We start from the raw sequence: 21,582 nt of genomic DNA, 5'->3' as shown, positions 1-21,582 counted from the left end.
GGAGAAGGATTCGAACCTTCGAAGGCAGAGCCGTCAGATTTACAGTCTGATCCCTTTGGCCGCTCGGGAACCCCTCCCCAAGTGCGAGGCGCATACTATCAGATCCGGAGGCTTTGTGAACCCCTTGATGAGGCATCTGGCAGTAAAAAATGACTGTTCGTCGATTTTTTGATACATCCAGCTCAAAATTCAAGCTTATCAGCAAGTTGTGCGCTGCTTTTTTGCACAAAACAGCATCCGTGCAAGTTGGCGATCGCGCTGAAGACAGGCAGATAGCAGAAGACCGCTTGTGTCGGCGGTCTTCCCGGGCATCACATCTAGCGCTGGAACGGGTAGACCGAACCCAGTTTCAGGATCTGGGTCAGCTCGTCCAGTGCGCTGCGGGACTCCTGCACCAGTGCCGGATCCCGCAGGTCATCGAGGGTCAGCCGGTCACGGTAGTGGCGATCGACCCAGCCATCGAGGCGGGCAAACTGGCTGTCGTTGATGAGGCAGGCCGGATTGACCGCAGCGAGTTCCTGATCGTTCATGGCAACCCGCAGTCGCAGGCAGGCCGGGCCGCCGCCATTGCGCATGCTCTGTTTCACATCCATATAGTGGACCGCCTTGATCGGGGTCTCCTGCGTCAGCAGCTTGCCAAGATAGGCCGACACCGCCGGATTATCGCGGCACTCGGTGGGGGCGATGATGGCCATCTCACCGCTCGGCAAGGTGAGGATCTGGGTGTTGAACAGGTAGGATTTCACCGCATCCAGCACGGATACCTCGGCGGTCGGCACTTCGATAAAGTGCAAATCCCCCTCGCCAAACTTGTCGCTGATCTCGGCCAGCACCGCTTCGGTGTTGAGGAACGCTTGCTGGTGGAAGAAGAGCACGTTCTGGTTGCCCACCGCGATCACGTCGTTATGGAATACCCCCTGATCGATCACCTCCGGGTTTTGCTGAATAAACACCACGCTCTCCTCGCCAAGGCCATGCAGGCGGGCGATGGCCTGGCTTGCCTCCAGGGTCTGGCGTGCCGGGTAGCGCTTCGGCGCCGGGCGGGAGTAGTCAAAGGCGCTGCGGCCATAGACAAACAGCTCGACCCCCGCCTCGCCATAGGCGCGGCAGAGGCGGGTGTGGTTGGCTGCCCCCTCGTCGCCGAAGTGGTCATTTTCCGGCAGATGGAGGTGGTGGCTGAAGTGGCGATCGTTGTTGAACACGGCGCGCAGGATGCGACCAGTGACGTCAGGCTCCAGGGAGCGGTGAAACTTGTTGGTCAGGTTGGCGGGGGTGAAGTGAATGCGGCCATCCTGGGTATCGGCACTGGGGGAGACGGTGGCGGCGTTGGCTGTCCACATGCTGGAGGCCGAATAGCAGGCAGCCAGTACGGCGGGAGCCTGTTTGGCGGCCTGCTCCAGCACCCGGGCATCGTTGCCGGTGAAGCCGAGGCGGCGCAGGGTGGCGAGATCGGGACGCTCTTGTGGCGCCAGTACCCCCTGGGTCATGCCAAGCTCGGTCAGCGCCTTCATCTTGCGCAGCCCCTGTTTGGCGGCCTCTTTCGGATTGGAAGCCTCCTGGGCATTGCTCTGGGAGGCAACGTTGCCGTAGGAGAGGCCAGCATAGTTATGAGTCGGGCCGACCAGACCGTCGAAATTGACCTCGAAGTGCTTCATTGAGTACATCCTTTCGATTTTTATGATGGGTAGCGGTTCCTTCCGCGCACAATGCGTCGGGGTTGGGCCATTATAAAGAGATTTTATGTTTTTGTAACAAGCCGGTAACCAGCAGACGTTTTTATGTCGTTTCAGATATAAAAAGAGGGGCAGTATGGCAGAAAATTGAAAAAGCGGTTGCGTCCGGCCTGTTGCCTTCGCATTAATAAATAAAGAAGCAATAAAAGAAGCCGTGTGGTTCGGGCTGGTCAGGCAAATTTGCTCACAAGATTGCTTTTTCGCGCCAAATCTCTTATACAGCCCCACAAAACCGCACACCAACCCCGTCGGGTGCAATGAGGATAATAGTTACAGCATGGGCAAATCACTGGTCATAGTGGAGTCTCCGGCCAAGGCCAAGACGATCAACAAATATCTGGGCAAGGACTACGTGGTGAAATCCAGCGTTGGTCATGTTCGCGATCTGCCCACCAGCGGCAGCGCCAGCACCGAGCCCAAGAAACCTGTCATTCGCGGCATCAAGTTGAGCGAATCAGAAAAGGCAGCCAAGGATCGCAAGGCCCTGTTTGCCCGGATGGGTATCAATCCGACCGCTGGCTGGCAGGCCAACTACCAGATTTTGCCCGGCAAGGAGAAGGTGGTCAGCGAGTTGCAAAGTCTGGCCGAGAAAGCCGACACCATCTATCTCGCAACCGACTTGGATAGAGAAGGAGAGGCGATCGCCTGGCACCTGCGCGAGATCATTGGTGGCGATGACAGCCGCTACAAGCGCGTGGTGTTCAACGAGATCACCAAGAGCGCCATCAAGGAGGCGTTTGCCCAGCCGTCCGAACTCAATATTGACCGCGTCAATGCCCAGCAGGCCCGTCGTTTCCTCGACCGCGTAGTGGGTTACATGGTCTCCCCGCTGCTGTGGAAGAAACTGGCCCGCGGTCTCTCCGCCGGTCGGGTACAGTCCGTTGCGGTGCGTCTCATCGTCGATAAAGAGCGCGAAATTAAGGCGTTCGTTCCGGTCGAGTTCTGGGATCTCAATGCCGATCTGCTGACCGCCGACAAGAGCGATCTGCGGATGGAAGTGGTCAGCCGCAACGGGGCCGACTTCAAGCCAGTGACCCAGGCTGAGACCTTCGCCGCCGTGGCGGCCCTGGAAGGGGTCGACTACAAGGTGGTGAACCGGGAAGACAAGCCGACCGGCTCCAAGCCATCCGCGCCGTTTATCACCTCCACCCTGCAGCAGGCGGCTTCTACCCGTCTGAGCTTCGGGGTCAAGAAGACCATGATGATGGCCCAGCGACTCTATGAAGCGGGTTACATCACCTATATGCGTACCGACTCCACCAACCTCAGCAAAGAGGCGGTTGAGGCGGTGCGTGAATATATCGGCGAGCAGTATGGCGCGCCCTATCTGCCAGCCGAGCCGAATCTGTATGGCGCCAAGGCCAATGCCCAGGAAGCGCACGAAGCGATCCGTCCCTCCAACGTACAGGTGACTGCCGAGATGCTGGAAGGGATGGAGCCGGATGCCATGCGTCTGTACGACCTCATCTGGCGTCAGTTCGTGGCCTGCCAGATGACCCCGGCTCAGTACGACTCTTCCACCCTGACCGTCAAGGCGGGTGAGTTCGAGCTCAAGGCCCGTGGCCGTACCCTGCGCTTCGCCGGTTGGACCAAGGCGCTGCCGCCTATGGGTCGCAAGGGTGAAGATAGTCAGCTGCCGGCGGTGACCGTTGGCGAGGTGCTGAAACTGGTCAAGCTGGATCCGCGCCAGCACTTCACCAAGCCGCCTGCCCGTTTCACTGAAGCTGCGCTGGTGCGCGAGCTGGAAAAACGTGGCATCGGCCGTCCGTCAACCTACGCCTCCATCATCTCCACTATCGTTGATCGCGGTTATGTGCGGGTCGAGAGCCGCCGTTTCTTCGCCGAGAAGATGGGCGAGATTGTCACCGATCGTCTGGTGGAGAACTTCGTTGAGCTGATGAACTACGAGTTCACCGCCAAGATGGAAGACAAGCTCGATGGCATCGCCGAAGGGAGCCTTGAGTGGAAGAAGGTGCTGGACGCCTTCTACGCCGAGTTTACCCAGGAGCTGGAGAAGGCCGACAAGGCGCCCGAAGAGGGCGGCATGCGTGCCAATCAGATGGTGATGACCGACATCGACTGCCCGGATTGCGGCCGCAAGATGGGGATTCGTACCGCCACCACCGGCGTGTTCCTTGGCTGCTCCGGCTATGCCCTGCCGCCCAAAGAGCGCTGCAAGAAGACCATCAACCTGGTCTCTGCCGATGAGTTTGTCTCCGCCACTGACGGCGAAGAGGCGGAAACCGAAGCGCTGCGCGCCAAGCACCGCTGCGGCGTCTGTGGTACAGCGATGGATGCCTATATCATCGACGACAGCCGCAAGCTGCACGTCTGTGGTCGAAACCCGGATTGCGATGGCTACGAGATCGAGAAGGGCCAGTTCAAGCTCAAGGGCTACGAAGGGCCGAGCATCGAGTGCGACCGTTGCGGAGCCGAGATGCAGCTCAAGAACGGCCGTTTCGGCAAGTACATGGGCTGCACCAACGAGACCTGCAAGAACACCCGCAAGATCCTGAAAAACGGCGATATCGCGCCGCCGAAGGAGGATCCGGTGCCGCTGCCGGAGCTCAAGTGCACCCAGTCCGATGCTCACTTTGTGCTGCGTGACGGGGCTGCCGGTCTGTTCCTGGCGGCCAGCAACTTCCCCAAATCCCGCGAGACCCGTGCGCCGCTGGTGGAAGAGCTCAAGCGCTTCAAGGATCGCATCTCCGCCAAGCACAAGTATCTGGCCGGTGCCCCGCTCACCGATCCGGACGGCAACCCCGCCATCGTGCGCTTCAGTCGCAAGACCAAGGAGCAGTACGTGATGAGCGAGGTCAACGGCAAGGCGACCGGTTGGACCGCTCACTACGACAACGGTACCTGGCAAGAGAGTTTGCCAAAGGCTAAAAAAGCCTGATGAAAAGAGGCCCCGACAAGGGGCCTCTTTGCTTATGGATAGCGGTATACTGAGACAGCTGCAAGGAGTGCAGCTGTCGTCAATCGCGAAGTAGACAAGGAGGTTGAGATGGAGATTAACGAGATCCGGCCAGGCATGAGCTGCATGACCCGGGAAGGGGCGGCCTATGTGCTGGAGGTTGACCGGCAGAGCCTGCTGGTGCTGCTGCAGCGCGCGGATGAGACCATACCGGTGCAGGTGCGCAGCGACGAGATCCTGGCGCCGCTGGAGTGATCCGGCTGTGATCCCCTCAAAACGGCAGTAGAAAAAGCAGCTCGGCCAGATCGGGCTGCCATTGCCACTCCTTCATTCTGACCCGCCCACCGATCACCACGACCCCCTCCTGCTGCAGGCGTCCCGTCTGTTCGGCAAAGCCTGGCGATCCTTTCGGTAACGAGATAGTGCCCGCTGCGCCCAGCACCCGATGCCACGGCAGTACCTTGTCGGTTTCCCGCAGCACCTTGCCCACCAGTCTTGCCCGTCCGGGCAGCCCGGCCAGATCGGCCACCTGACCGTAACTGACCACCCGGCCTGCCGGGATCAAGGCGATGATCGCTTCGATACGGGCAGTTTTGTTCAATGGGACAGGACTTGATTCAATGCTCATAAACCCGATTCGTCAAAAACAACAGAAGCGCCATTGTGGCGCTTCTGTCATGGGGCTGGCAATGATTCAGCCGAAGGTCTGGCTAAGCCCCTTCAGTTGCTTGGCCCGTTCCAGCAGAGCCTGACTTGAGTGATCGACATCCAGCATCTTCTGACTGTTGGCGTGGGAGTACTCGGAGATCTGGTGGATGCTGCGGCTGATCTCCTCTACTACCGCTTGTTGCTGCTCAGCAGCGGTGGCGATCTGGGTGGAGTGTTCGGTGACCAGCTCTATCTCTGCCAGCACGGTATGGAGGCTGCTGGCGCCCTGGCGGGTCATCTCGGCACATGCGCGGGTCTGTTGCAGGTTCTCCTGCATCATCCCCTTCCAGCGTCCCAGAGTGTGCTGGATCTGCTTGATGCTGCCCTGGATCTGCTCGGTCGCCTTGTGGGTGCGGGTCGATAGAGTTCGCACCTCGTCTGCGACCACTGCAAAACCACGGCCCTGCTCCCCGGCGCGAGCCGCTTCGATGGCGGCGTTGAGGGCCAGCAGGTTAGTCTGCTCGGCGATGCCCTGGATCTCGCCCATTACACTGCCAATCCGTTCGGATTCGCTGGCGAGCTCCACTGCCGAGTTGAACGCCAGCTCTGCCTGTTTGGCGAGCTGTTCGATCTGTTGCTCGGTCTGGTTCAACTGCTGGTTGGTTTGTTCACAACGATTGCGAGCTTCGTTGACCTGACCGTTGGAGTCCTGAATGTTGCGGGCGATTTCGTGAGCTGTGTTGGCCATTTGAGTCATAGCCGTAGCCATCTGCTGGGTCTGGGCATCTTGCTCGTTGATATCGAGACAGGCCTGATGAGAGGCCTGCTTCAGATTGATGGCCAAGGTTTGCAGAGGTGCCGTGGCATCGTTGATCCGTCCCAATACGGTTCGGATGCGGGCTTGAAGCATCTTGATATGAAAATCGGCAATGGCGCCGGGGTTGTCACCGGAGTAGACCAGCCGGGTCAGACTGTCATATTCACGGCCCAGTTGCTGCAGATAGTGGGGCAGGGCAAAGAGCTCGCGCCAGTAGGCTCCGCCAAGAAGCAACAGGGGCAGCAGCATCAGCAGGACGGTCACAGCCCCTTGGCTGGCGAAGGCCCAGCCCATCATGCCGAGCAGCATCAGGGTAATGGCCGGGGTGCGCACTCTGGCAAGAGAGGGAAGGTTGTTGCTGTTGCCGCGCTCGGCCTTGAGCAGGGCTTGGTAGGTCTGAGCGGCGATGCGCTTTAATTGGGGCTCGGGCTTGCAGCGTACCGACTGGTAGCCGCTGATCCTGTTGCCTTCGTAGATGGGGGTGACGTAGGCATCTACCCAGTAGTAACGACCATCCTTGCAGCGATTTTTGACGATGCCGCGCCAGGGTTTGCCCTCCTTGAGGCGGGCCCAGAGATCGGCGAAGGCGGCCTTAGGCATGTCGGGGTGGCGTACCAGATTGTGGTTGTGACCGACCAGCTCGTCGGCGCTATAGCCGGCGATGGTGCAAAAAGCCGGATTGGCATAAGTGATCACCCCACGCAGGTCAGTGGTGGAGACCAGTTGTACGTCGGCAGGAAACTCCACTTCGCTATCCAGGGTATGGACATCTCTGCGGGCCATAGGAATACGCTCCGATGTTCTTGTTGATAATGTTGTCGTTGTTATTGTGGCAGATCTGGAGGTGGCCGCAGGCTCGCGCCAGCAGGAGGCAGACCAGCTTCATTGGGGGCTGGATTTTGCCAATAATGGCGGATGAATGGTAGGGGGAAGTTGATGTTTTGTTGGCTAATCGTAAAAAATGCGGCCGATTGGCCGCCAAAGTAGAGACAACATTACCTCTGTGGCATCCGGTAGCGCACCTGCAACTGATCGAGGATCTGCAGCTGACCCGACAGGCGGGCGGCGAAGTGCTCCCAGCCCTTGTGGGCGGTATCGCTCCAGGCCACCTCGGCCGTGGCCAGCATACGCGGGAACAACATGTAGTCGAGACGATCACGGCTGGTGATCAATTCTGACCACAAGGGGCTCAGCACCCCGAGGATGTTATCGTTGGCATGGAAATCGGCTGGGGCAGGGTCACACGAGTAGATCTGCTCCAGATTGAGGGTACCCGCCCAGTAGAGGCCGGGTTCATGAATATCGGCGCTCCAGGCGAGATCGAGATAGAGGAACTGTGCGGGTGCCATCACCACCGGATAACCGGCCGCGGCAGCATCCAGCCCCGCCTGAAAGCTGGTCCAGGCACAGATGGCCGCTTTGCGGCTCACCTTGTCGCCATGCAGGATCTCCTCCCAGCCAATCATCTGTTTGCCTCTGGCGGCCAGATAGCGCTGGCAGTGGCGCAGCAGATGGCCCTGCAGCTCGCGGCAGTCGGCGTAGCCCTGCTCGGTCATCAGCAGTTGGCATGCGGGGCTGTCGGTCCAGACCCCGGTCGGCACCTCGTCACCCCCCATGTGGATCTGCGGGCCGGGAAAGAGCTCGCATACCTCGTCCAGCACCGCCTCCAGAAAGCGGTAGGTGCCGGGCAGGGCGGGGTTGAGCACGTTGTCATCGAAATGCTGAACCGAGCGGTAGCGGGAGTGATCCGCCGTTTCGATCAGCAACTCGGGCAGCGCCTTGATGGCGGCGTGGCAGTGGCCCGGAATGTCGATCTCGGGAATGACGGTGATGCCGAGCTCACTGGCATAGCTCACCAGCTCCTTCACCTCGCTCTGGGTGTAGTAGCCGCCATAGGGTTCGGCACCGCCGCTGAGCTGGGGGTCGATCGCCAGATTATGGCCGCGCCAGGCACCCACATCGGTCAATGCCGGGAAGGTCTTTATCTCGAGTCGCCACCCCTCGTCATCGGTCAGATGCCAGTGGAAGCGGTTGAACTTGTAGAGGCTCATCAGCTTGAGCAGGCGCTTGATGGTGGCCGGGGTATGGAAGTGGCGGGCGCAGTCGAGAAAAATGCCGCGAAAGCCAAAGCGCGGGGCATCCTCCAGCGTGACGCAGGGCAGGCTCTCCCCATGTTGCAGATACCACTGGGCTAGCGTCACCAGCCCATGACGCCAGCCCGTTTCGTCGGCGGCGGCAATCACCACCTCCTGCGGCGTGATGGTGAGTTGGTAGGCTTCGGGGGCAAGTTTGGCCTCGGTCAGCCTGATTTCTGCGTCGTGATCCTGCTCCAGCGCCAGCGATGTGAGTTCGTTGAAGTGGGCCAGCAATTTCGGCACATCGCGGGGGGCGCTGACATGAGCCCGCTCGGCCAGCCGGAAGTTCCCCTCCAGCAGTACCAGATGGGCCGGTTGCGGCACTATACCGGGCAGGGGCTCGACATCCGGCAGATCGGGGCGGGTTACCGGCGGGTTCTCCAGTCCGAGATCCTGAGCAGCCAGCGTCACCGGCAGCAGCTGGGCACCCGTGGTCGCCTCCGGCAGGCTGAGAAAGAAGCCCTGCGGCATGTCGGAGAGCTTCTTGATGGGGGTCTGGCGGCAGCAAAAGCGCAGCTCGCAGCTGCCAGTTTTTGGGACAATCACCTTGTAGCTGCCGCTCTGGCGCTCCAGCTCGCCCCCTTGCAAGGAGTCGGGGTCGATATGGCGAGCCAGACAGAAGTGCAGCTTCCACTTGGTATCAGGCATGCGGGAGAGGGTGAAAGTGAACCAGACATCCTCGCCGTCACGTCGAGCGACCTGGGTGTGGATCAGGGGTGTAGACATGGAAAATCCTCTGATTGGGCAAACAGGATGGCGCCATCGAGCGCATCTGCCTGGGGGGGGATCAGGTTGAGCTGGCCGAGACGGGGAGCGAGGCGGGTACCAATCCCCCCCAGCAGGGCGATCTGTCTGGCACCGAGCTGGGTCATCCCCTCCAGCAGGATCCGCAGTTGTTCGCAAGTTTCGTCCAGCAGCTGGTTGGCGAGCTCGTCACCATCGCTGGCGGCATCGAACACCCAGGGGGCAAAGTGGCCATAGTCCGCCGGAATGGCGCGGGCGGCCCAGCGTACCACCTCGGCTTGATCCCGCTTGAAGCGATCCATCAAGCGGATGGCGAGGGTGCTGGGGGGCAGAATGCCGTCGTGGCAGAGCAGGGATTGCTGGATGGCGCGCAGCCCCAGCCAGGCGCCGCTGCCTATATCTGAAATGGGGAAGCCGCGGCCGGAGCAGGTGCGGATCTGCCCCTCCTGATAGACCAGCCCCACCGAGCCGGTGCCGGCGATCAGAATGGCCCCCTCACGGCCACCAAAGGCACCGAGGCAGGCACCGAAGGCATCGGAGGTGAGCCTGACGCTGGCAAAGGGGAAGGGCATCTCGAGCAGGGCGTGATAGCAGTCGGCCAGCTCGGCAGAGGCGAGCGCCAGTCCGACCCCCATCTGCTGTTCACTCTCGATGTCGAGCCCGGCGGCAAGGCGGGCGCTGGCGATGGCGGCCAGCACATTGGCGTGGGCATGGGGAATGCCCAGCTCCAGATTGGAGCCGGCCGCGCGCCCCTCGCCGAGCAGCTTGCCCGCCCGATCCCGAATGCGGGCGCGGGTGTGGGTGCCCCCGCCGTCGACCCCGACCCAGAACTCAATCATGGCGACCTCCCTGCTCATGTCGATCACTCTGCGCACTCTGCCAGCTGATGGCCAGGGCAAACCAGGCAGCGTGGGGGATCCACTGCTCGCCCCAGCGCCAGTTCTGATCCAGCCGATCCTTGTACTCCTCCGGAATAAAGGCCACCTCATTTTCGTCATCGAATCCGGCGGTGATGCCGTTGCAGATGCCCCCCTGCGCATTGGGATACCCGGCGGTATAGGCGGGGTTGTTGATGCCGTGGCCCGCCAGCATGCAGGCGTTGAAGGGGTTTTGCCCGAGGATCCAGTCGAGTTGGCGCTGGCCATAAGTGAGCAGCGGCTGGCTCTGGCGGGGGAAGTGGCGGGCGCCAGCAAAGGCCATGGTCGCCAGAGAGGCGAGGCGGGCATTCTCCCCCTGCCACCAGTAACCGGATTCGTTGTTGTGGGGCATAAAGAAGCTGACGCGCGGCGCTTCATCCACCCCTTTGACATATTGGCGGGCGAGGGAGAAGGGGTTGCCCGCGCGGGCGCAGAGCGCCAGCTCGGCGGCCAGCGCCTGCTCCACCACGGTTTGTACCCTGGCCTTGTATTCCTGATCCGGCTCTATGCCCAGATATTCCAGCAGCGCCAGCACCGGCAGACCCGCCTCGGCGGCGTGGTAGTAAGGGCGCGAGCCATCCTCGTTGGCCGACCAGTAGTGACCCAGCTCAGGATGAGGGCGCTGGCGGGCGCAGAGCTTGCTGGCTCGGACTCTCGCTTCATTCAGCCACTCGTTGCCGAAGGTGCGGGTCAGCTCCACCGCTGCCAGCAGGGCGCAGTAATCGTCGATGATGTTCTCGACCCCGTCATCAAGGTAGGCAAGGTTGTGCTCACGCAGATGCAGGTAGCCGCGTTTGGCCGCCTCGGCGTAGCGGCTGGCATCGAAGTCGCCGCTGACGCTCTCGCGGGCGGCGCGGGCCAGCGCGGCGATGGCCATGCCGCCCCCTTGGCGGAACCCCGCCTGCCAGTTGGCAGACTTGAGCCCCTGCTGGGTGGCATAGGCGCACAGCTCGCGCTGGGCGGGATCCTTGCTCCACTTGTCGAACAGGGTTATGTAGAAGAAGCCCGACTCATCCTGCATCCGGGAGAGGAAATCGGCGCCGTGCAGCGCCTCGTCATTGAGCCGCTTGCAGAGGTTCACCCCGTCGATATCGCGGCGTGGGGCCAGCAGTTCCCGGCACTTGAGCAGAGCCCACACCACCATGGGGGTCTGCTGGGGGTTGAGGTAGTTGGCGTAGGAGAGGTGGCTCAGGTACTTGCTCATGTCGCCGCTGGCATCGAACCAGCCGCCGTGCACATCTTTGTGCTGGTCGGTGCCAAACAGGCGGGCGCTGCGGTCGGCCCGATCGAAGGTGCCGCTGGCGCGCTGGCCCTTGAAGTAGTGGATGACATCGGAGAGACAGCGGCTGGCCAGCAGACCCTGGCCGATGGCAAAGCGGGTCGAGCGGACTATGCCTTGGGCAGTGATCGCCTCCAGCCGATAGTGGCCGGGCTCCTTGAAGGCGGAGAAGTCGGCACGCCAGTAAGCGCGGCCCTGCCAGCCGGGGACGCTGCCAGCCGGTTGCAGCGGGGTTTCAAACAGGATCTGGCCATCATCAAGGCGTTGCAGCCTGACATAGCCGCCTAGATCAGAGGCGGGGGAGGTTTGCAACAGGGCGACCTTGTGTCCGTCGCACTCGTAGCCCACCTGATTGATCAAGAGTTCCATCAAGGTATTACTCCTGTGGTTCACCGCCGGGCGGTGAGGCACATCACGGGGCTGTGGCCGCCCCGTATCGAGGCATGGCCGGACAGGGTTGTCCGGCCGATCTAAGTCTCACCTTCACTCGTAGAGATAGCAGCGCACGAAGTGGTTGTCGGCAAGCCTGGTGATGGGGGGCAGCGCCTCCTTGCAGCGGGGCATCGCCTGATTGCAGCGCCCGGCAAAGGGGCAACCGCAGGATTCCGGCGTCCAGAGCGGGATCTCCCCCTTGCGGCCTCCTTCCAACTCGGCGTGGATACTCTTCTCCGGGTCGGGCACCGCCGAGATGAGCAGCTGGGTGTAGGGGTGCTGCGGGTGGTGCAGGATTTCGTCCACCTCGCCCCACTCCACCATGTGCCCCACATACATCACCGCCAGATCTTCCGCCACATAGCGGGCGGTGGCGATGTCGTGGGTGATGTAGAGCATGGAGACGCCGAGCTCGTTCTTCATCTGCTCCATCAGGTTGAGGATGCCGATGCGAATGGAGACGTCGAGCATGGAAGTCGGCTCGTCCGCCAGCACCACCTCCGCCTCCACCGCCAGATTGCGGGCGATGTTGACCCGCTGGCGCTGGCCGCCGGAGAGCTGGTGCGGATACTTGGCCGCCGTCGCTTTGGCGGGGGTCAGGCCGACCTTTTCCAGCAGGGCGTAGACCATGTCGGGCAGCTCTTTTTTGTCGATCACCTTGCTGTGCAGCAGCAGGGGACGGGCGATGTGGTGATAGATGGTGTGGGTCGGGTTGAGCGAACCGAACGGATCTTGCCACACCATCTGCACGCTCTGGCGATAGTCCAGCAGGGCGGTGCCTTTGTTGAACTCCTCCAGATCGTGGCCGCGATAGAGAATGCGCCCGGCACTGAGCTTGTACATCTTGGCGATGATCTTGGCGATGGTGCTCTTGCCGGAGCCCGACTCCCCGACCACCGCCAGGGCGCGGCCCCGGTGCAGGTTGAAGGTGATGTCGGAGAGCGCCCGCATCTTGCCACTCTTGATGGCATTGGAGTTGATAGGGAAGTCCTTGTAGAGGTGCTGGACTTCGATGATGGGTGCATCGGTTTTGGCGATTTGCATGACAGACATCCTTAACAGCCAGCGGCCTTGTCCAGATAGATCACGGAATCTTGTTGCAGCCCCTGCTCTTCATAGAGGTGGCAGGCGGTCTGTTGCCCGGGGCGGATCTCGGCCAATCTGGTGTACTCCTGACGGCAGCGATCGTGCACCTTGCCGCAGCGGGCCTGAAAGCGGCAGCCGACCGGCACCTCCAGCAGGTTGAGCGGGGTGCCCGGGATCCCTTCCAGCACCTTCTTCGGCCCGTGCAGGGGCGGGAAGGAGTTGCCGAGCCCTCTGGTATAGGGGTGCAGCGGCGCGGTCAGGATCGCCTTGGAGGGGGCGACCTCCACCAGTTCACCGGCATACATGATGCCGATGCGATCGCAGAACTCCACCATCAGGGAGAGGTCGTGGGTGATGAACAGAATGGAGAAGTTGAACTTCTCTTTCAGGGCATAGACCTTCTGCAGGATCTCCCGTTGTACCACCACATCGAGCGCCGTGGTTGGCTCATCCATGATGAGCAGCTCGGGGTTGAGCGCCATGGCGATGGCAATCACTAGCCGCTGGCGCATGCCGCCGGAGAACTGGTGCGGGTAGTCCTTGAGCCGGCTCGGGTGGATATCGACGATGGTGAGCAGCTCCTGGGCGCGCTTGATCGCCTCGTAACGGGTCAGGCCGGGGTTGTGGGCCAGCAGCACGTCGCAGAACTGCTCCTCCATCCGCAGCACTGGGTTCAGGGCGTTCATGGCGGACTGGAACACCACCGACACCTGTTGCCAGCGATAGGAGCGCAGCCGCTCGTCGTTGTAGTGGAGGATGTTCTCCCCCTTGAACAGGATCTCGCCACCGCTGATGTAGGCAGGCGGCTTGTGCAGCCGGGCTACCGAGAAGGCGACGGTGGATTTGCCGCAACCCGACTCACCGGCGAGACCGAAGATCTCGCCCTGTCTGATATCGAAGCTCACCGAGTTGACGGCGCGCACGTCGCCATTTTCGGTGATGTAGTCGACGCAAAGATTGCGTACTGACAGCAGGGGATGCTTGTTCATGCTGTCTTCTCCTGTGCGGCAGAGAGTGGTGTTGCGACCGGGGTGGCAAGTTTCTTCCAGCGGCTCAACCCTTTGTGGGAGCGCAGCTGCGGGTTGGCAATCTCGTCGATGGCGAAGTTGAGCAGGGCCAGACCGGCACCCAGGGTGGCGATGGCGAAGCAGGGAGCCAGGATCTCCCACCAGGCGCCGACCAGAATGGCGCTGGAAGTCTGGGCGTTGTAGAGCATGATGCCCCAGCTCACCACGGTCGGGTCGCCAAGCCCCAGGAACTCCAGGGTCGCTTCGGTGACGATGGCGTAGATGATGGAGCCGATAAAGCTCACCCCGATGATGGAGATGAGGTTGGGCAGGATCTCCACCAGAATGATGCGCCAGGCCGGCTCGCCCAGCACTTCGGCGGCGATGACGAACTCCTTCTCGCGCAGGGCCAGGGTCTGGGCACGGATGACCCGCGCGCCATAGGCCCACGAGGTCAACCCTATTATCACGGCAATCACCGCCGGTGACGCCTCCCCGATAAAGCTCGCCAGCACCAGTAGCAAGGGGAGGTTGGGGATCACCAGCACCACGTTCATCAGGAAGGTGAGGCACTCATCCACCAGACCGCCGAAGTAACCGGCGGTGATGCCGATGGCGACGGCCAGGGTGCAGACCAGCAGGCCTGCGCTGAAGCCCACCATCAGTGAGATACGGGCGCCGTTGGTGAACTGGGCCCAGATATCGTGGCCCATGCGGGTGGAACCCATCACGAACTCGGCACTGGGCGGCTGGTGCGGGCGAGCCACCCGTTTGGTCGGCTCGTTGCTGGCCAGAATGGGGGCAAAGAGGGCCATCAGTACGAAGGCAACCACGATGGCGAGGCCACAGGCAGCCTTCTTGTTGCCCAGCAGGATTTTGAGAATGGTCGGCATACGCATCTTATTTGCCTCCTGTACGCAGACGGGGATCCAGGAAGACGTAGAGCACGTCGGCCAGGAAGTTGAAGCTGAGCATGGTGATGGTCATGATGAGCAGCTGCCCCTGAATGAGCGGGTAGTCGCGGGCCAGAATGCCCTGATAGAGGGTCAGGCCCAGGCCGGGATAGTTGAAGATCACCTCGGTGATGAGAGAGCCACCGATAACGAAGCCGAGCGCCATGGAGAGGGCGGTGACGCTGGGCAGAATGGCGTTGCGAGCGCCATAGTTGAAGATCACCCGGTTGCTGGAGAGCCCCTTGGCCTTGGCCATGGTGATGTAATCCTCGCCCAGCAGGTTGATCATGTTGTTGCGCATGGTGATAAGAAAGCCCCCCACCTGTACCACGGCCAGAGTCAGCACCGGCATGATGGCGTGGGTCATGATGCTCTTGATGTGCTCCCAGCCCCAGTCAGCCTTGATCTCCGGGCTGTAGGCGTAGCCGATGGGCAGCCACTCGAGGCTGACCCCGAACAGAAACAGGGCGAGCAGGGAGACCACCACCGGCGGAATGGCCTGCATCACCAGGGTGAGCGGGGAGAGAATGCTGTCCATCCGGCCGCCGCGATACCAGGCGGCGAAGATGCCGACGATGGAACCGATGGAGAAGCTCAGGATGGTGGAGGTGCCGACCAGAAACAGGGTCCAGCCGATGGCACGGCCCAGCACGTCAGAGACCTGCTGCGGGTAGAAGCGCACCGAGGTGCCGAGATCCCAGGTGAAGACACTCTTCACATAGGTGAGAAACTGGGTGCCGATGGGGCCGTCGACAAAGCCGAAGGTGGCTTTGAGGGCTTCCAGGGCGGCGGGTTCCATCATGGCGCCAGCGCGGGCAAACATCACGGAGACAGGATCCCCTGGCATGGCACGGGGTAACAGGAAGTTGATGGTGGCGGCTACCAGAAAGGCAACCAGATAGAAGGAAAAGCGTCTCAGTATGAATCCCATGATAGTACCTTTTACTGCAAGTCTGCCCCGCGTCGGGTATAGCTACCCCAACCCCGGCGGTGCCGGGCAAGAAAGGGGTTAACGGGGAAGATGGCCCCCCGCAGGGGGCCGGGATTGTTTAGCTGTTTGGCTTGAGGGACAACACGTGCAGCAGACGCTCAGGGGTGTCCGGGTGGAGCTGAGGTTTGGCTACCGGGTTATCAGCACTGAACCAGCCGTTGAAGCGCTTGGTGCTGTACTCGTACCAGGTCGGGTTGTTGAAGACCGGAATGATGGTCTGGTTGGCACCAACACGATCCTGGATGGCGAACATGATCTCCTTCTGCTTGGCCGCATCGGCGGTCTGGGTGAAGTCATCGATCAGCTTGTCGAGTTCGGGATCCTTGTAACGGGGCGCGGCGAAGCGGTTGCCACGGTCACCCATGTTGCGGGAGTGGAACGCAGTCTCGAAGTACTTGTGCGGGTTGGCACCGGCAAAGTAACCCTGCAGGGCGACGTCGAAGTCACCAGTGATCAGGTTCTCGGTCCAGACGGTCGCTTCCGGGGTCGCGGTCTTGGCGTTCAGACCCAGCGCCTGCAGCCCTTCTACACCAATCTGAACTGTGTTGACCCAGTCGGTCCAGCCATTCGGTACCAGTACCTTGAACTCGATCTTTTTGCAGCTCGGGGTGTCGAGGAACTTGTCGCCGTCACAATCCTTGTAGCCTGCCTCTTTCAGCAGGGCCTTGGCCCCTTCCAGATCGAACTTGTTGTACTTGCCGTACTTCTTGTCCACTTCCGGGTTGTTCCAGGAGTCAAAGGCTTTGCCCAGACCTGACGGGTACTCGTTGACGGTGGGGTAGCCGTAGCCCGCGATATCCACCATGGACTGGCGGTCCATCGCCATGGAGAAGGCGCGGCGGAAGTTGATATCGTTGAAGGCTTCGTTATTGCCCGGGTTCTTGGTCTGGAAGTTGACGTTGAACGCCACGGTACCAGAGGCCGGGAACCAGTATTTGTTGTTCTTCGGATCGTTGCCGACGTAGAGGCGCTCGATATCCGGCACGAAGGAGCCGAACCAGTCGATGTCACCCTTCATGACAGCAGCCAGCACCTGGTCGTTGGTGGCCATCTGCGGCATACGCAGACAGTCGATGGCGAGGTTGGCGTTATCCCAGTAGTGCGGGTTGCGGCACTGGGTATAGAGCTGGGCGGAGAAGTTGTCCACTTCGGTGAAGGGGCCAGTACCAACCGGCTTGTCGTTGGTGAAGGCAACCGGATCTTTCACCGATTTCCACTGATGCTCCGGCACGATAGGTACCAGCACCAGATCATTCACCACGTTGGTGTTGACCTCGGTCAGGTCGAATTTGACCTTGTGGGGGGCCAGCTTCTCGACGCTTTTGATCTGGGTCCAGATTGAGCGCTCATCCAGCGCCTTGTTGGCCTTGACCAGATTGAAGGAGAAGATGATGTCATCGGCATCAAAGGCTTCGCCGTCAGACCACTTCACGCCGTCACGCAGATCGAAGGTGACGGATTTCAGGTCATCGCTGAACGCATAGTTGGTGGCCAGACGATAGACGGGTTTGCCCCCTTGCATATCGTTGAAGATCACCAGCGGTTCATAGATGAAGTGACGGGTGGTGTGCAGCAAGCCCGCTTGCAGGAAGGGGTTGAAGTTCTTGACCCAGGCGGTTTCCTGCTGTGCAACCATGGTCAGCACGGTTTTGTTTTCTGCGGCCATGGCGTTACCGGCGGCACCGGCAAGCATCATGGTTCCCAGCATTACAGCGGTAGAGATTTTGGATACTTTGGCAAGCATATGTTTTCCTTTCTTATTTTTTGGCATTCCCGAGGGTTCGCCTTGTTTTGTGTGAGCACCGGTTTCGCATGCTGATGAAATCGGCCCTCTGTGTTGGTCAGGTGTCTAACCTTTGTCGTTCTGTTTTCCAACGCCCTAAGCAAACCAGAATTAACAGGAAAACAACAACTATTGATTTCGTTGTTTTCGTAAAAATTGACGGTGTTACGTCAATCTCGTCAAAATCGATTTTTATATGTTTAAAATCATTGGTTTGCGTTATTTGCTTTCGCGTAAAAAGTGGCTGTGAAAATGGCGTATATGACAAATTTGTGAATTGGATCTGCTCTCGGTTTCGGGGTTGTGCGGGGCTTTGTTTTGCATAAAAAGAAACCAGATTGCCAATTGTGATCCGGCGCCCGTTTAGGGCGCCGTGTCACGGTTTGCGGTTGGCGAGTTGACGCAGGGTCTGGGCGCTGTGCTGCAACTGCTGGCGCTGGTGGTCATTGAGCGGGCAGTGGCCCAGCACATACTCGGTGGTGGCCACGACCGTCTTCCAGCGTGGCGACTTGGGCAGGGTGTCCAGACTCAGGTATTTGTCGAGGGTGCGGGTCTGCGGGCTGGATCTGTCCATGTAGACGCGCCATAGCTTGCTCTTCTCGGCCAGCACGATTTTGCCCTTGCCGGTGCCCTGCTGCCAGGCATCCAGGGTGAGCTGCATGGTCTCTACCAGCGCCCGGCGCAGCGGCTCGTCATCCTGCTGGCGAATGAGGTCGTCGGCCAGCGAACGGAACTCGCCACCCAGGCGGCTCAGCTCGCCCAGCAGCTGTTCATCTTCGATGATGGCTTGTCGCGAGAGGTTCTTGAGGGCGTTCTCCAGCGCCATTACCCGGTTCTCATCCTGACGCAGCTCGGTACTCAGAGTGAGGGCGAAAGCGGCCTGTCCTCCGAGCGCGATGGGCAGGGCACGGGCGTTGAGTACATCTTTTTGCCCGGCCACCAGAAACTCCAGATTGTGTTCCCGCTCGCTGGCAAGGTCGGGCCACTGCTGTTGCAGCGGGGTGGCGAGCCACTCATTGAGGGGCTGCCCCTCCATGGCTTCCGGCTCCTGCCCCAGCAGGCGTGCCATCACCCGGGAGGCAAACAGCACTGTGCCCTGCTCGTCGATAAAGATCATGGGGTCGGCCCCTTCGCCGAGCAGGGCCAGCAGGCGCTGCTGATCCTGATGCAGTCGATCCTGCAGGGTGAGGCGATGTTCGATCTCCTGCTTCAATAGCCGGTTCTCTACCAGCGAGGCGCGTCCGGCCTTGGCTTCCAGCAGTGCCTTGACCCGGGCAAACAGCTCCTCCTTGCAGAAGGGTTTGACCAGATAGTCGTTGGCACCGGCCCCGAAGCCCTCCTCGATATCCTTGGGCTGGTTGAGGGCGGTGAGCAGCAGCACCGGCAGCATATCTTTCGGGTGTTGCTGGCGCAGGCGACGGCAGACGTCAAAACCGGAGAGGGTCGGCATCATCACATCGAGCAGGATGAGGTCCACCGGCTCATCGGCCAGCTTGGCCAGCGCATCGTGGCCGTCACTGCTGGGCAGGATGCGGTAGCCGCAGGGCTGCAGCAGATGGCGCAGGATGTGCAGGTTGATGGGCTCGTCATCCACCACCAGAATGAGCGGCGCATCCTCGGGGGGAGGGGGCAGATCGTCGCTCTCCCAGTCCGGCAGGATCAGCGGTTGCTGGCGCACCAGCTGATGCTCGATCTGGCGGCTGTCGAGAGTCAGATTGGCCGCTTTGCCGGTGGCAAGGGGCAGGGTAAAGGCGAAGGTAGAGCCAACGCTCGGCTCGCTCTCGACAAACAGCTCGCCCCCCATCAGGTGCACCAGCTGGCGGGTGATGGAGAGGCCAAGGCCGGCCCCCTGTTTGCTTACCTCCGGGCTCATCTGCACCAGCGGCTCGAAGATATGTTCCAGATGGTCGGGGGCGATGCCGATGCCGGTGTCGGTGACCTTGATGCGCAGGAAGTTGTTCTCGACGATGGCGCTGAGCACCACCTTGCCCTGCGGTGTGTACTTGATGGCGTTGCCCACCAGGTTGTAGAGCACCTGTTCGAGCCGCTGCTCGTCGGCCAGCACCGGCGGCAGTTCGGCCGGGCTGATATCCACCAGAGTGAGGGGTTTGGCCTGCACCAGATGCTGGCAGAGATCCAGTACCAGCCGGATCACTCCTTTTGATGAGACGGGCTGGGAGTGGATCTCCAGCTGGCCGTAGCGCATCTGATGGTAGTCCAGCAGATCATCCACCAGACGAGCCAAGCCGTCGGCGCTCTTGATGATGAGGCCGAGCTGCTTTTGCTGCCCTTCGGTCAAATCCTGCTGACTGGCGAGCATCGACTCGGCCATCCCCTTGATACCGTGAATGGGGGTGCGCAGCTCGTGGGAGGTGTTGGCCAGCAGTTCATCCTTGAGCTTGTCCGCCTGCTGCAGGCTGAGGTTCTGCTTGTGGGTCAGCTTGACCTGCTGTTGCAGCTCCTGGGTCTGCTGTTCGATCAGTTCGATCTTGTCCTTCACCGAGCGCTGCATATGGCGAAACGCCTCGGCCAGCCGGTCGATATCATCGCCGGTGCGCTCGATGGCGATGGGGTGATCCAGCGCGCCGTCGGCCACCTGCTCGGCCGCTTCGGTCAGGGAGCGCAGCGGCGCCGTGATGGAGTGGGAGAGCCAGCGGGAGAAGAGGATCAGCAGCAGTACCGAACCCGCGCCCAGCACAATTACCAGAGTTTCCAGCTGGCGGATCGGGGCATAGGCTTCCCGGGTGGAGATCTCGGCGATAAAGGCCCACTCGGTATCGAACACCTTCACCTGGGTGTAGGCGGCCAGCACCTCGTCATCCTGATAGGAGTGGAACAGCCCGACCCCCTGCTCGCCGGAGAGCGTCTTGGTGATGAGGGGTGTTTGCAGCTGCCGGAAGTTAGGGCTGAAGCTGTTCTCGACGCTGAACTCCGGCGCCAGCCAGGCATCGGCGCGCATCCGCTTGTCAGGGCCGATGAGGATGGTCTCGCCGGTCTCGCCCAGCCCCTCCCGCTCCGCCATGATCTGGTTGAGCTTGTCCGGCAGCAGCTCGAAAATCACCACCCCGCGCACATAGTCGTATTGCATCACGGGGGCCGCCATGTAGGCGACCACCTGCCCGGTCAGCTCGTTGCGGCCAAAATCGGTGAATTCGAAGATCTGCTGCGGCTTCTGGCCGCCATCAAGGCGGCGTTTGATCTTGGCGAAGGTCTGGCCCAAGCCACTGCCCTGGTAGGGGCCGGAGAGCAGATTGGTGGCAAAGTTAGGGTGCTTGGTGACCGAATAGACCACATCACCGTTGAGGTCCACCAGAAAGATGTCGCTGTAGTTGGACTTGCGCACCATGTCGGCATAGCCGCGATGAAAGCGCTGGTGCACCCGGCCATACATCTCGTCGGCGAGGATAAGCGCCGTGATGGAGGGTTCGATCTCTACTTGGCTGTCCGGTTTGCGCAGTTGATCCCAGGAACCGGGCAGATAGCGGGCCTGGGCACGGCTGCGGGCCTCCTGCGGTGTGGTGCCCAACTTCTCGAAGGCGCCGGTAAAGCCATAGAAACGGCCGATACTGTTGCCGGCAAAATCCTGCTGGGAGAAGTTGATGATCTGCTCTTTGAGGTTGTTGAAGTAATCCTCGAGCTGACTCTTCTTGATATTACGAACGGAGACCAGATGGTTGGAGGTCTGGGTGGTGAGATCCTTGCCGTGGCTGTATAGGAAGAAAAGGGTGATGACCAAAAAGGGCACCATGCCCAACATGAAAAAAGCCAGCATTAACTGCGGCCTGAGCCCACGAAGCGTGAAGATCCATTTCATCTTGTGATTTTCAATTGAGAATCCGGTTATTAAGCCGAACAAGTCTCGAACGAAAGCGTAATCATTTCAACGACTTTATCCCAAATTCGCTTGGTGGGTCACAGCTGGCTGGAGAAAAATGCAGCAAGGCGTTTAAACCCTGAGCAAACAGTCTGCATCAGGGCTTTAATTGCGAAAAAGGGGTTGTGCTGGCGCTCGTGGTACGTATAATGCGCCTCGTTGTCAGGCAACTGGCACGAAAGCAGTAACGCGGGAATAGCTCAGTTGGTAGAGCACGACCTTGCCAAGGTCGGGGTCGCGAGTTCGAGTCTCGTTTCCCGCTCCAA

Annotated in this window: 14 protein-coding genes and 1 tRNA gene; 3 read left to right on the top strand and 12 right to left on the bottom strand. The window is 60.7% G+C overall.

Annotation, left to right across the window (positions count from 1 at the left end; translation table 11 throughout):
- Positions 1–317: 317 nt before the first annotated feature.
- Positions 318–1,655: an N-succinylarginine dihydrolase gene (gene astB / locus OKC42_RS21785; protein WP_113740423.1), complete on the bottom strand. Its 1,338-nt coding sequence runs from the start codon at positions 1,653–1,655 to the stop codon at positions 318–320.
- Between the two features lie 355 nt (positions 1,656–2,010).
- On the opposite strand from astB, the gene topA reads away from it, so the two are divergent.
- Both topA and OKC42_RS21775 read left to right on the top strand, forming a co-directional pair.
- Entirely contained in the window at positions 2,011–4,632 is a 2,622-nt protein-coding gene (gene topA, locus OKC42_RS21780; protein ID WP_270820907.1) for a type I DNA topoisomerase, read from the top strand.
- Between the two features lie 108 nt (positions 4,633–4,740).
- Positions 4,741–4,905, top strand: a complete 165-nt coding sequence (locus OKC42_RS21775) for a hypothetical protein (RefSeq protein WP_005334891.1) — start codon at positions 4,741–4,743, stop codon at positions 4,903–4,905.
- Positions 4,906–4,921: 16 nt separating this feature from the next.
- Here the strand turns inward: OKC42_RS21775 and OKC42_RS21770 are convergent, their stop codons facing one another.
- The 11 genes from OKC42_RS21770 to OKC42_RS21720 all read right to left on the bottom strand — a co-directional run bounded on the left by OKC42_RS21770 (position 4,922) and on the right by OKC42_RS21720 (position 21,256).
- Positions 4,922–5,278, bottom strand: a complete 357-nt coding sequence (locus OKC42_RS21770) for an MGMT family protein (protein WP_069528682.1) — start codon at positions 5,276–5,278, stop codon at positions 4,922–4,924.
- A gap of 66 nt (positions 5,279–5,344) precedes the next feature.
- Positions 5,345–6,898, bottom strand: coding sequence for a methyl-accepting chemotaxis protein (locus OKC42_RS21765; protein ID WP_270820906.1), 1,554 nt, complete (start codon positions 6,896–6,898; stop codon positions 5,345–5,347).
- 212 nt (positions 6,899–7,110) lie between these two features.
- Entirely contained in the window at positions 7,111–8,976 is a 1,866-nt protein-coding gene (locus OKC42_RS21760; RefSeq protein ID WP_270820905.1) for a beta-N-acetylhexosaminidase, read from the bottom strand.
- Positions 8,961–9,833, bottom strand: coding sequence for a BadF/BadG/BcrA/BcrD ATPase family protein (locus tag OKC42_RS21755; RefSeq protein ID WP_139429910.1), 873 nt, complete (start codon positions 9,831–9,833; stop codon positions 8,961–8,963). The genes OKC42_RS21760 and OKC42_RS21755 overlap by 16 nt, the downstream gene beginning before the upstream one ends.
- Positions 9,826–11,559 carry a glycoside hydrolase family 9 protein gene (locus tag OKC42_RS21750; protein WP_270820904.1) on the bottom strand — a complete coding sequence of 578 codons (1,734 nt, stop codon included), beginning with the start codon at positions 11,557–11,559 and terminating at the stop codon, positions 9,826–9,828. Before OKC42_RS21750 ends, OKC42_RS21755 begins: the two co-directional genes overlap by 8 nt.
- 114 nt (positions 11,560–11,673) lie before the next feature.
- On the bottom strand, positions 11,674–12,666 hold the full coding sequence (locus tag OKC42_RS21745; protein ID WP_139410701.1) for an ABC transporter ATP-binding protein: 993 nt from the start codon (positions 12,664–12,666) through the stop codon (positions 11,674–11,676).
- Positions 12,667–12,677: 11 nt separating this feature from the next.
- Positions 12,678–13,697, bottom strand: coding sequence for an ABC transporter ATP-binding protein (locus tag OKC42_RS21740; RefSeq protein ID WP_042054504.1), 1,020 nt, complete (start codon positions 13,695–13,697; stop codon positions 12,678–12,680).
- A complete protein-coding gene (locus OKC42_RS21735) occupies positions 13,694–14,614 on the bottom strand; it encodes an ABC transporter permease (RefSeq protein WP_118853482.1) in 921 nt (306 codons plus the stop codon). Before OKC42_RS21735 ends, OKC42_RS21740 begins: the two co-directional genes overlap by 4 nt.
- A 1-nt stretch (position 14,615) precedes the next feature.
- Entirely contained in the window at positions 14,616–15,599 is a 984-nt protein-coding gene (locus OKC42_RS21730; RefSeq protein WP_005353818.1) for an ABC transporter permease, read from the bottom strand.
- A 118-nt stretch (positions 15,600–15,717) separates the two neighbouring features.
- Complete coding sequence (locus OKC42_RS21725) at positions 15,718–17,403, bottom strand: ABC transporter substrate-binding protein (RefSeq protein WP_270820903.1); 1,686 nt, start codon at positions 17,401–17,403, stop codon at positions 15,718–15,720.
- Between the two features lie 415 nt (positions 17,404–17,818).
- The gene (locus OKC42_RS21720; RefSeq protein ID WP_270820902.1) at positions 17,819–21,256 is read right to left on the bottom strand and encodes an ATP-binding protein; all 3,438 of its coding nucleotides are present in this window, start codon (positions 21,254–21,256) and stop codon (positions 17,819–17,821) included.
- Between the two features lie 249 nt (positions 21,257–21,505).
- Here OKC42_RS21720 and OKC42_RS21715 point away from each other — a divergent pair.
- Positions 21,506–21,581: transfer RNA gene (locus OKC42_RS21715), tRNA-Gly, on the top strand.
- The last annotated feature ends 1 nt before the right edge of the window (position 21,582 follow it).

Source organism: Aeromonas sp. Y311-2 (assembly GCF_027706025.1).
GTDB classification, from domain to species: domain Bacteria; phylum Pseudomonadota; class Gammaproteobacteria; order Enterobacterales; family Aeromonadaceae; genus Aeromonas; species Aeromonas veronii.
This window is presented reverse-complemented; position numbering and strand designations above follow the sequence as displayed.

Bases quoted from the DNA above. Each gene is read 5' to 3' on its own strand.
- astB (WP_113740423.1), bottom strand. From the start codon at position 1,655: ATGAAGCACTTCGAGGTCAATTTCGACGGTCTGGTCGGCCCGACTCAT.
- topA (WP_270820907.1), top strand. From the start codon at position 2,011: ATGGGCAAATCACTGGTCATAGTGGAGTCTCCGGCCAAGGCCAAGACG.
- OKC42_RS21775 (WP_005334891.1), top strand. From the start codon at position 4,741: ATGGAGATTAACGAGATCCGGCCAGGCATGAGCTGCATGACCCGGGAA.
- OKC42_RS21770 (WP_069528682.1), bottom strand. From the start codon at position 5,278: ATGAGCATTGAATCAAGTCCTGTCCCATTGAACAAAACTGCCCGTATC.
- OKC42_RS21765 (WP_270820906.1), bottom strand. From the start codon at position 6,898: ATGGCCCGCAGAGATGTCCATACCCTGGATAGCGAAGTGGAGTTTCCT.
- OKC42_RS21760 (WP_270820905.1), bottom strand. From the start codon at position 8,976: ATGTCTACACCCCTGATCCACACCCAGGTCGCTCGACGTGACGGCGAG.
- OKC42_RS21755 (WP_139429910.1), bottom strand. From the start codon at position 9,833: ATGATTGAGTTCTGGGTCGGGGTCGACGGCGGGGGCACCCACACCCGC.
- OKC42_RS21750 (WP_270820904.1), bottom strand. From the start codon at position 11,559: ATGGAACTCTTGATCAATCAGGTGGGCTACGAGTGCGACGGACACAAG.
- OKC42_RS21745 (WP_139410701.1), bottom strand. From the start codon at position 12,666: ATGCAAATCGCCAAAACCGATGCACCCATCATCGAAGTCCAGCACCTC.
- OKC42_RS21740 (WP_042054504.1), bottom strand. From the start codon at position 13,697: ATGAACAAGCATCCCCTGCTGTCAGTACGCAATCTTTGCGTCGACTAC.
- OKC42_RS21735 (WP_118853482.1), bottom strand. From the start codon at position 14,614: ATGCGTATGCCGACCATTCTCAAAATCCTGCTGGGCAACAAGAAGGCT.
- OKC42_RS21730 (WP_005353818.1), bottom strand. From the start codon at position 15,599: ATGGGATTCATACTGAGACGCTTTTCCTTCTATCTGGTTGCCTTTCTG.
- OKC42_RS21725 (WP_270820903.1), bottom strand. From the start codon at position 17,403: ATGCTTGCCAAAGTATCCAAAATCTCTACCGCTGTAATGCTGGGAACC.
- OKC42_RS21720 (WP_270820902.1), bottom strand. From the start codon at position 21,256: ATGAAATGGATCTTCACGCTTCGTGGGCTCAGGCCGCAGTTAATGCTG.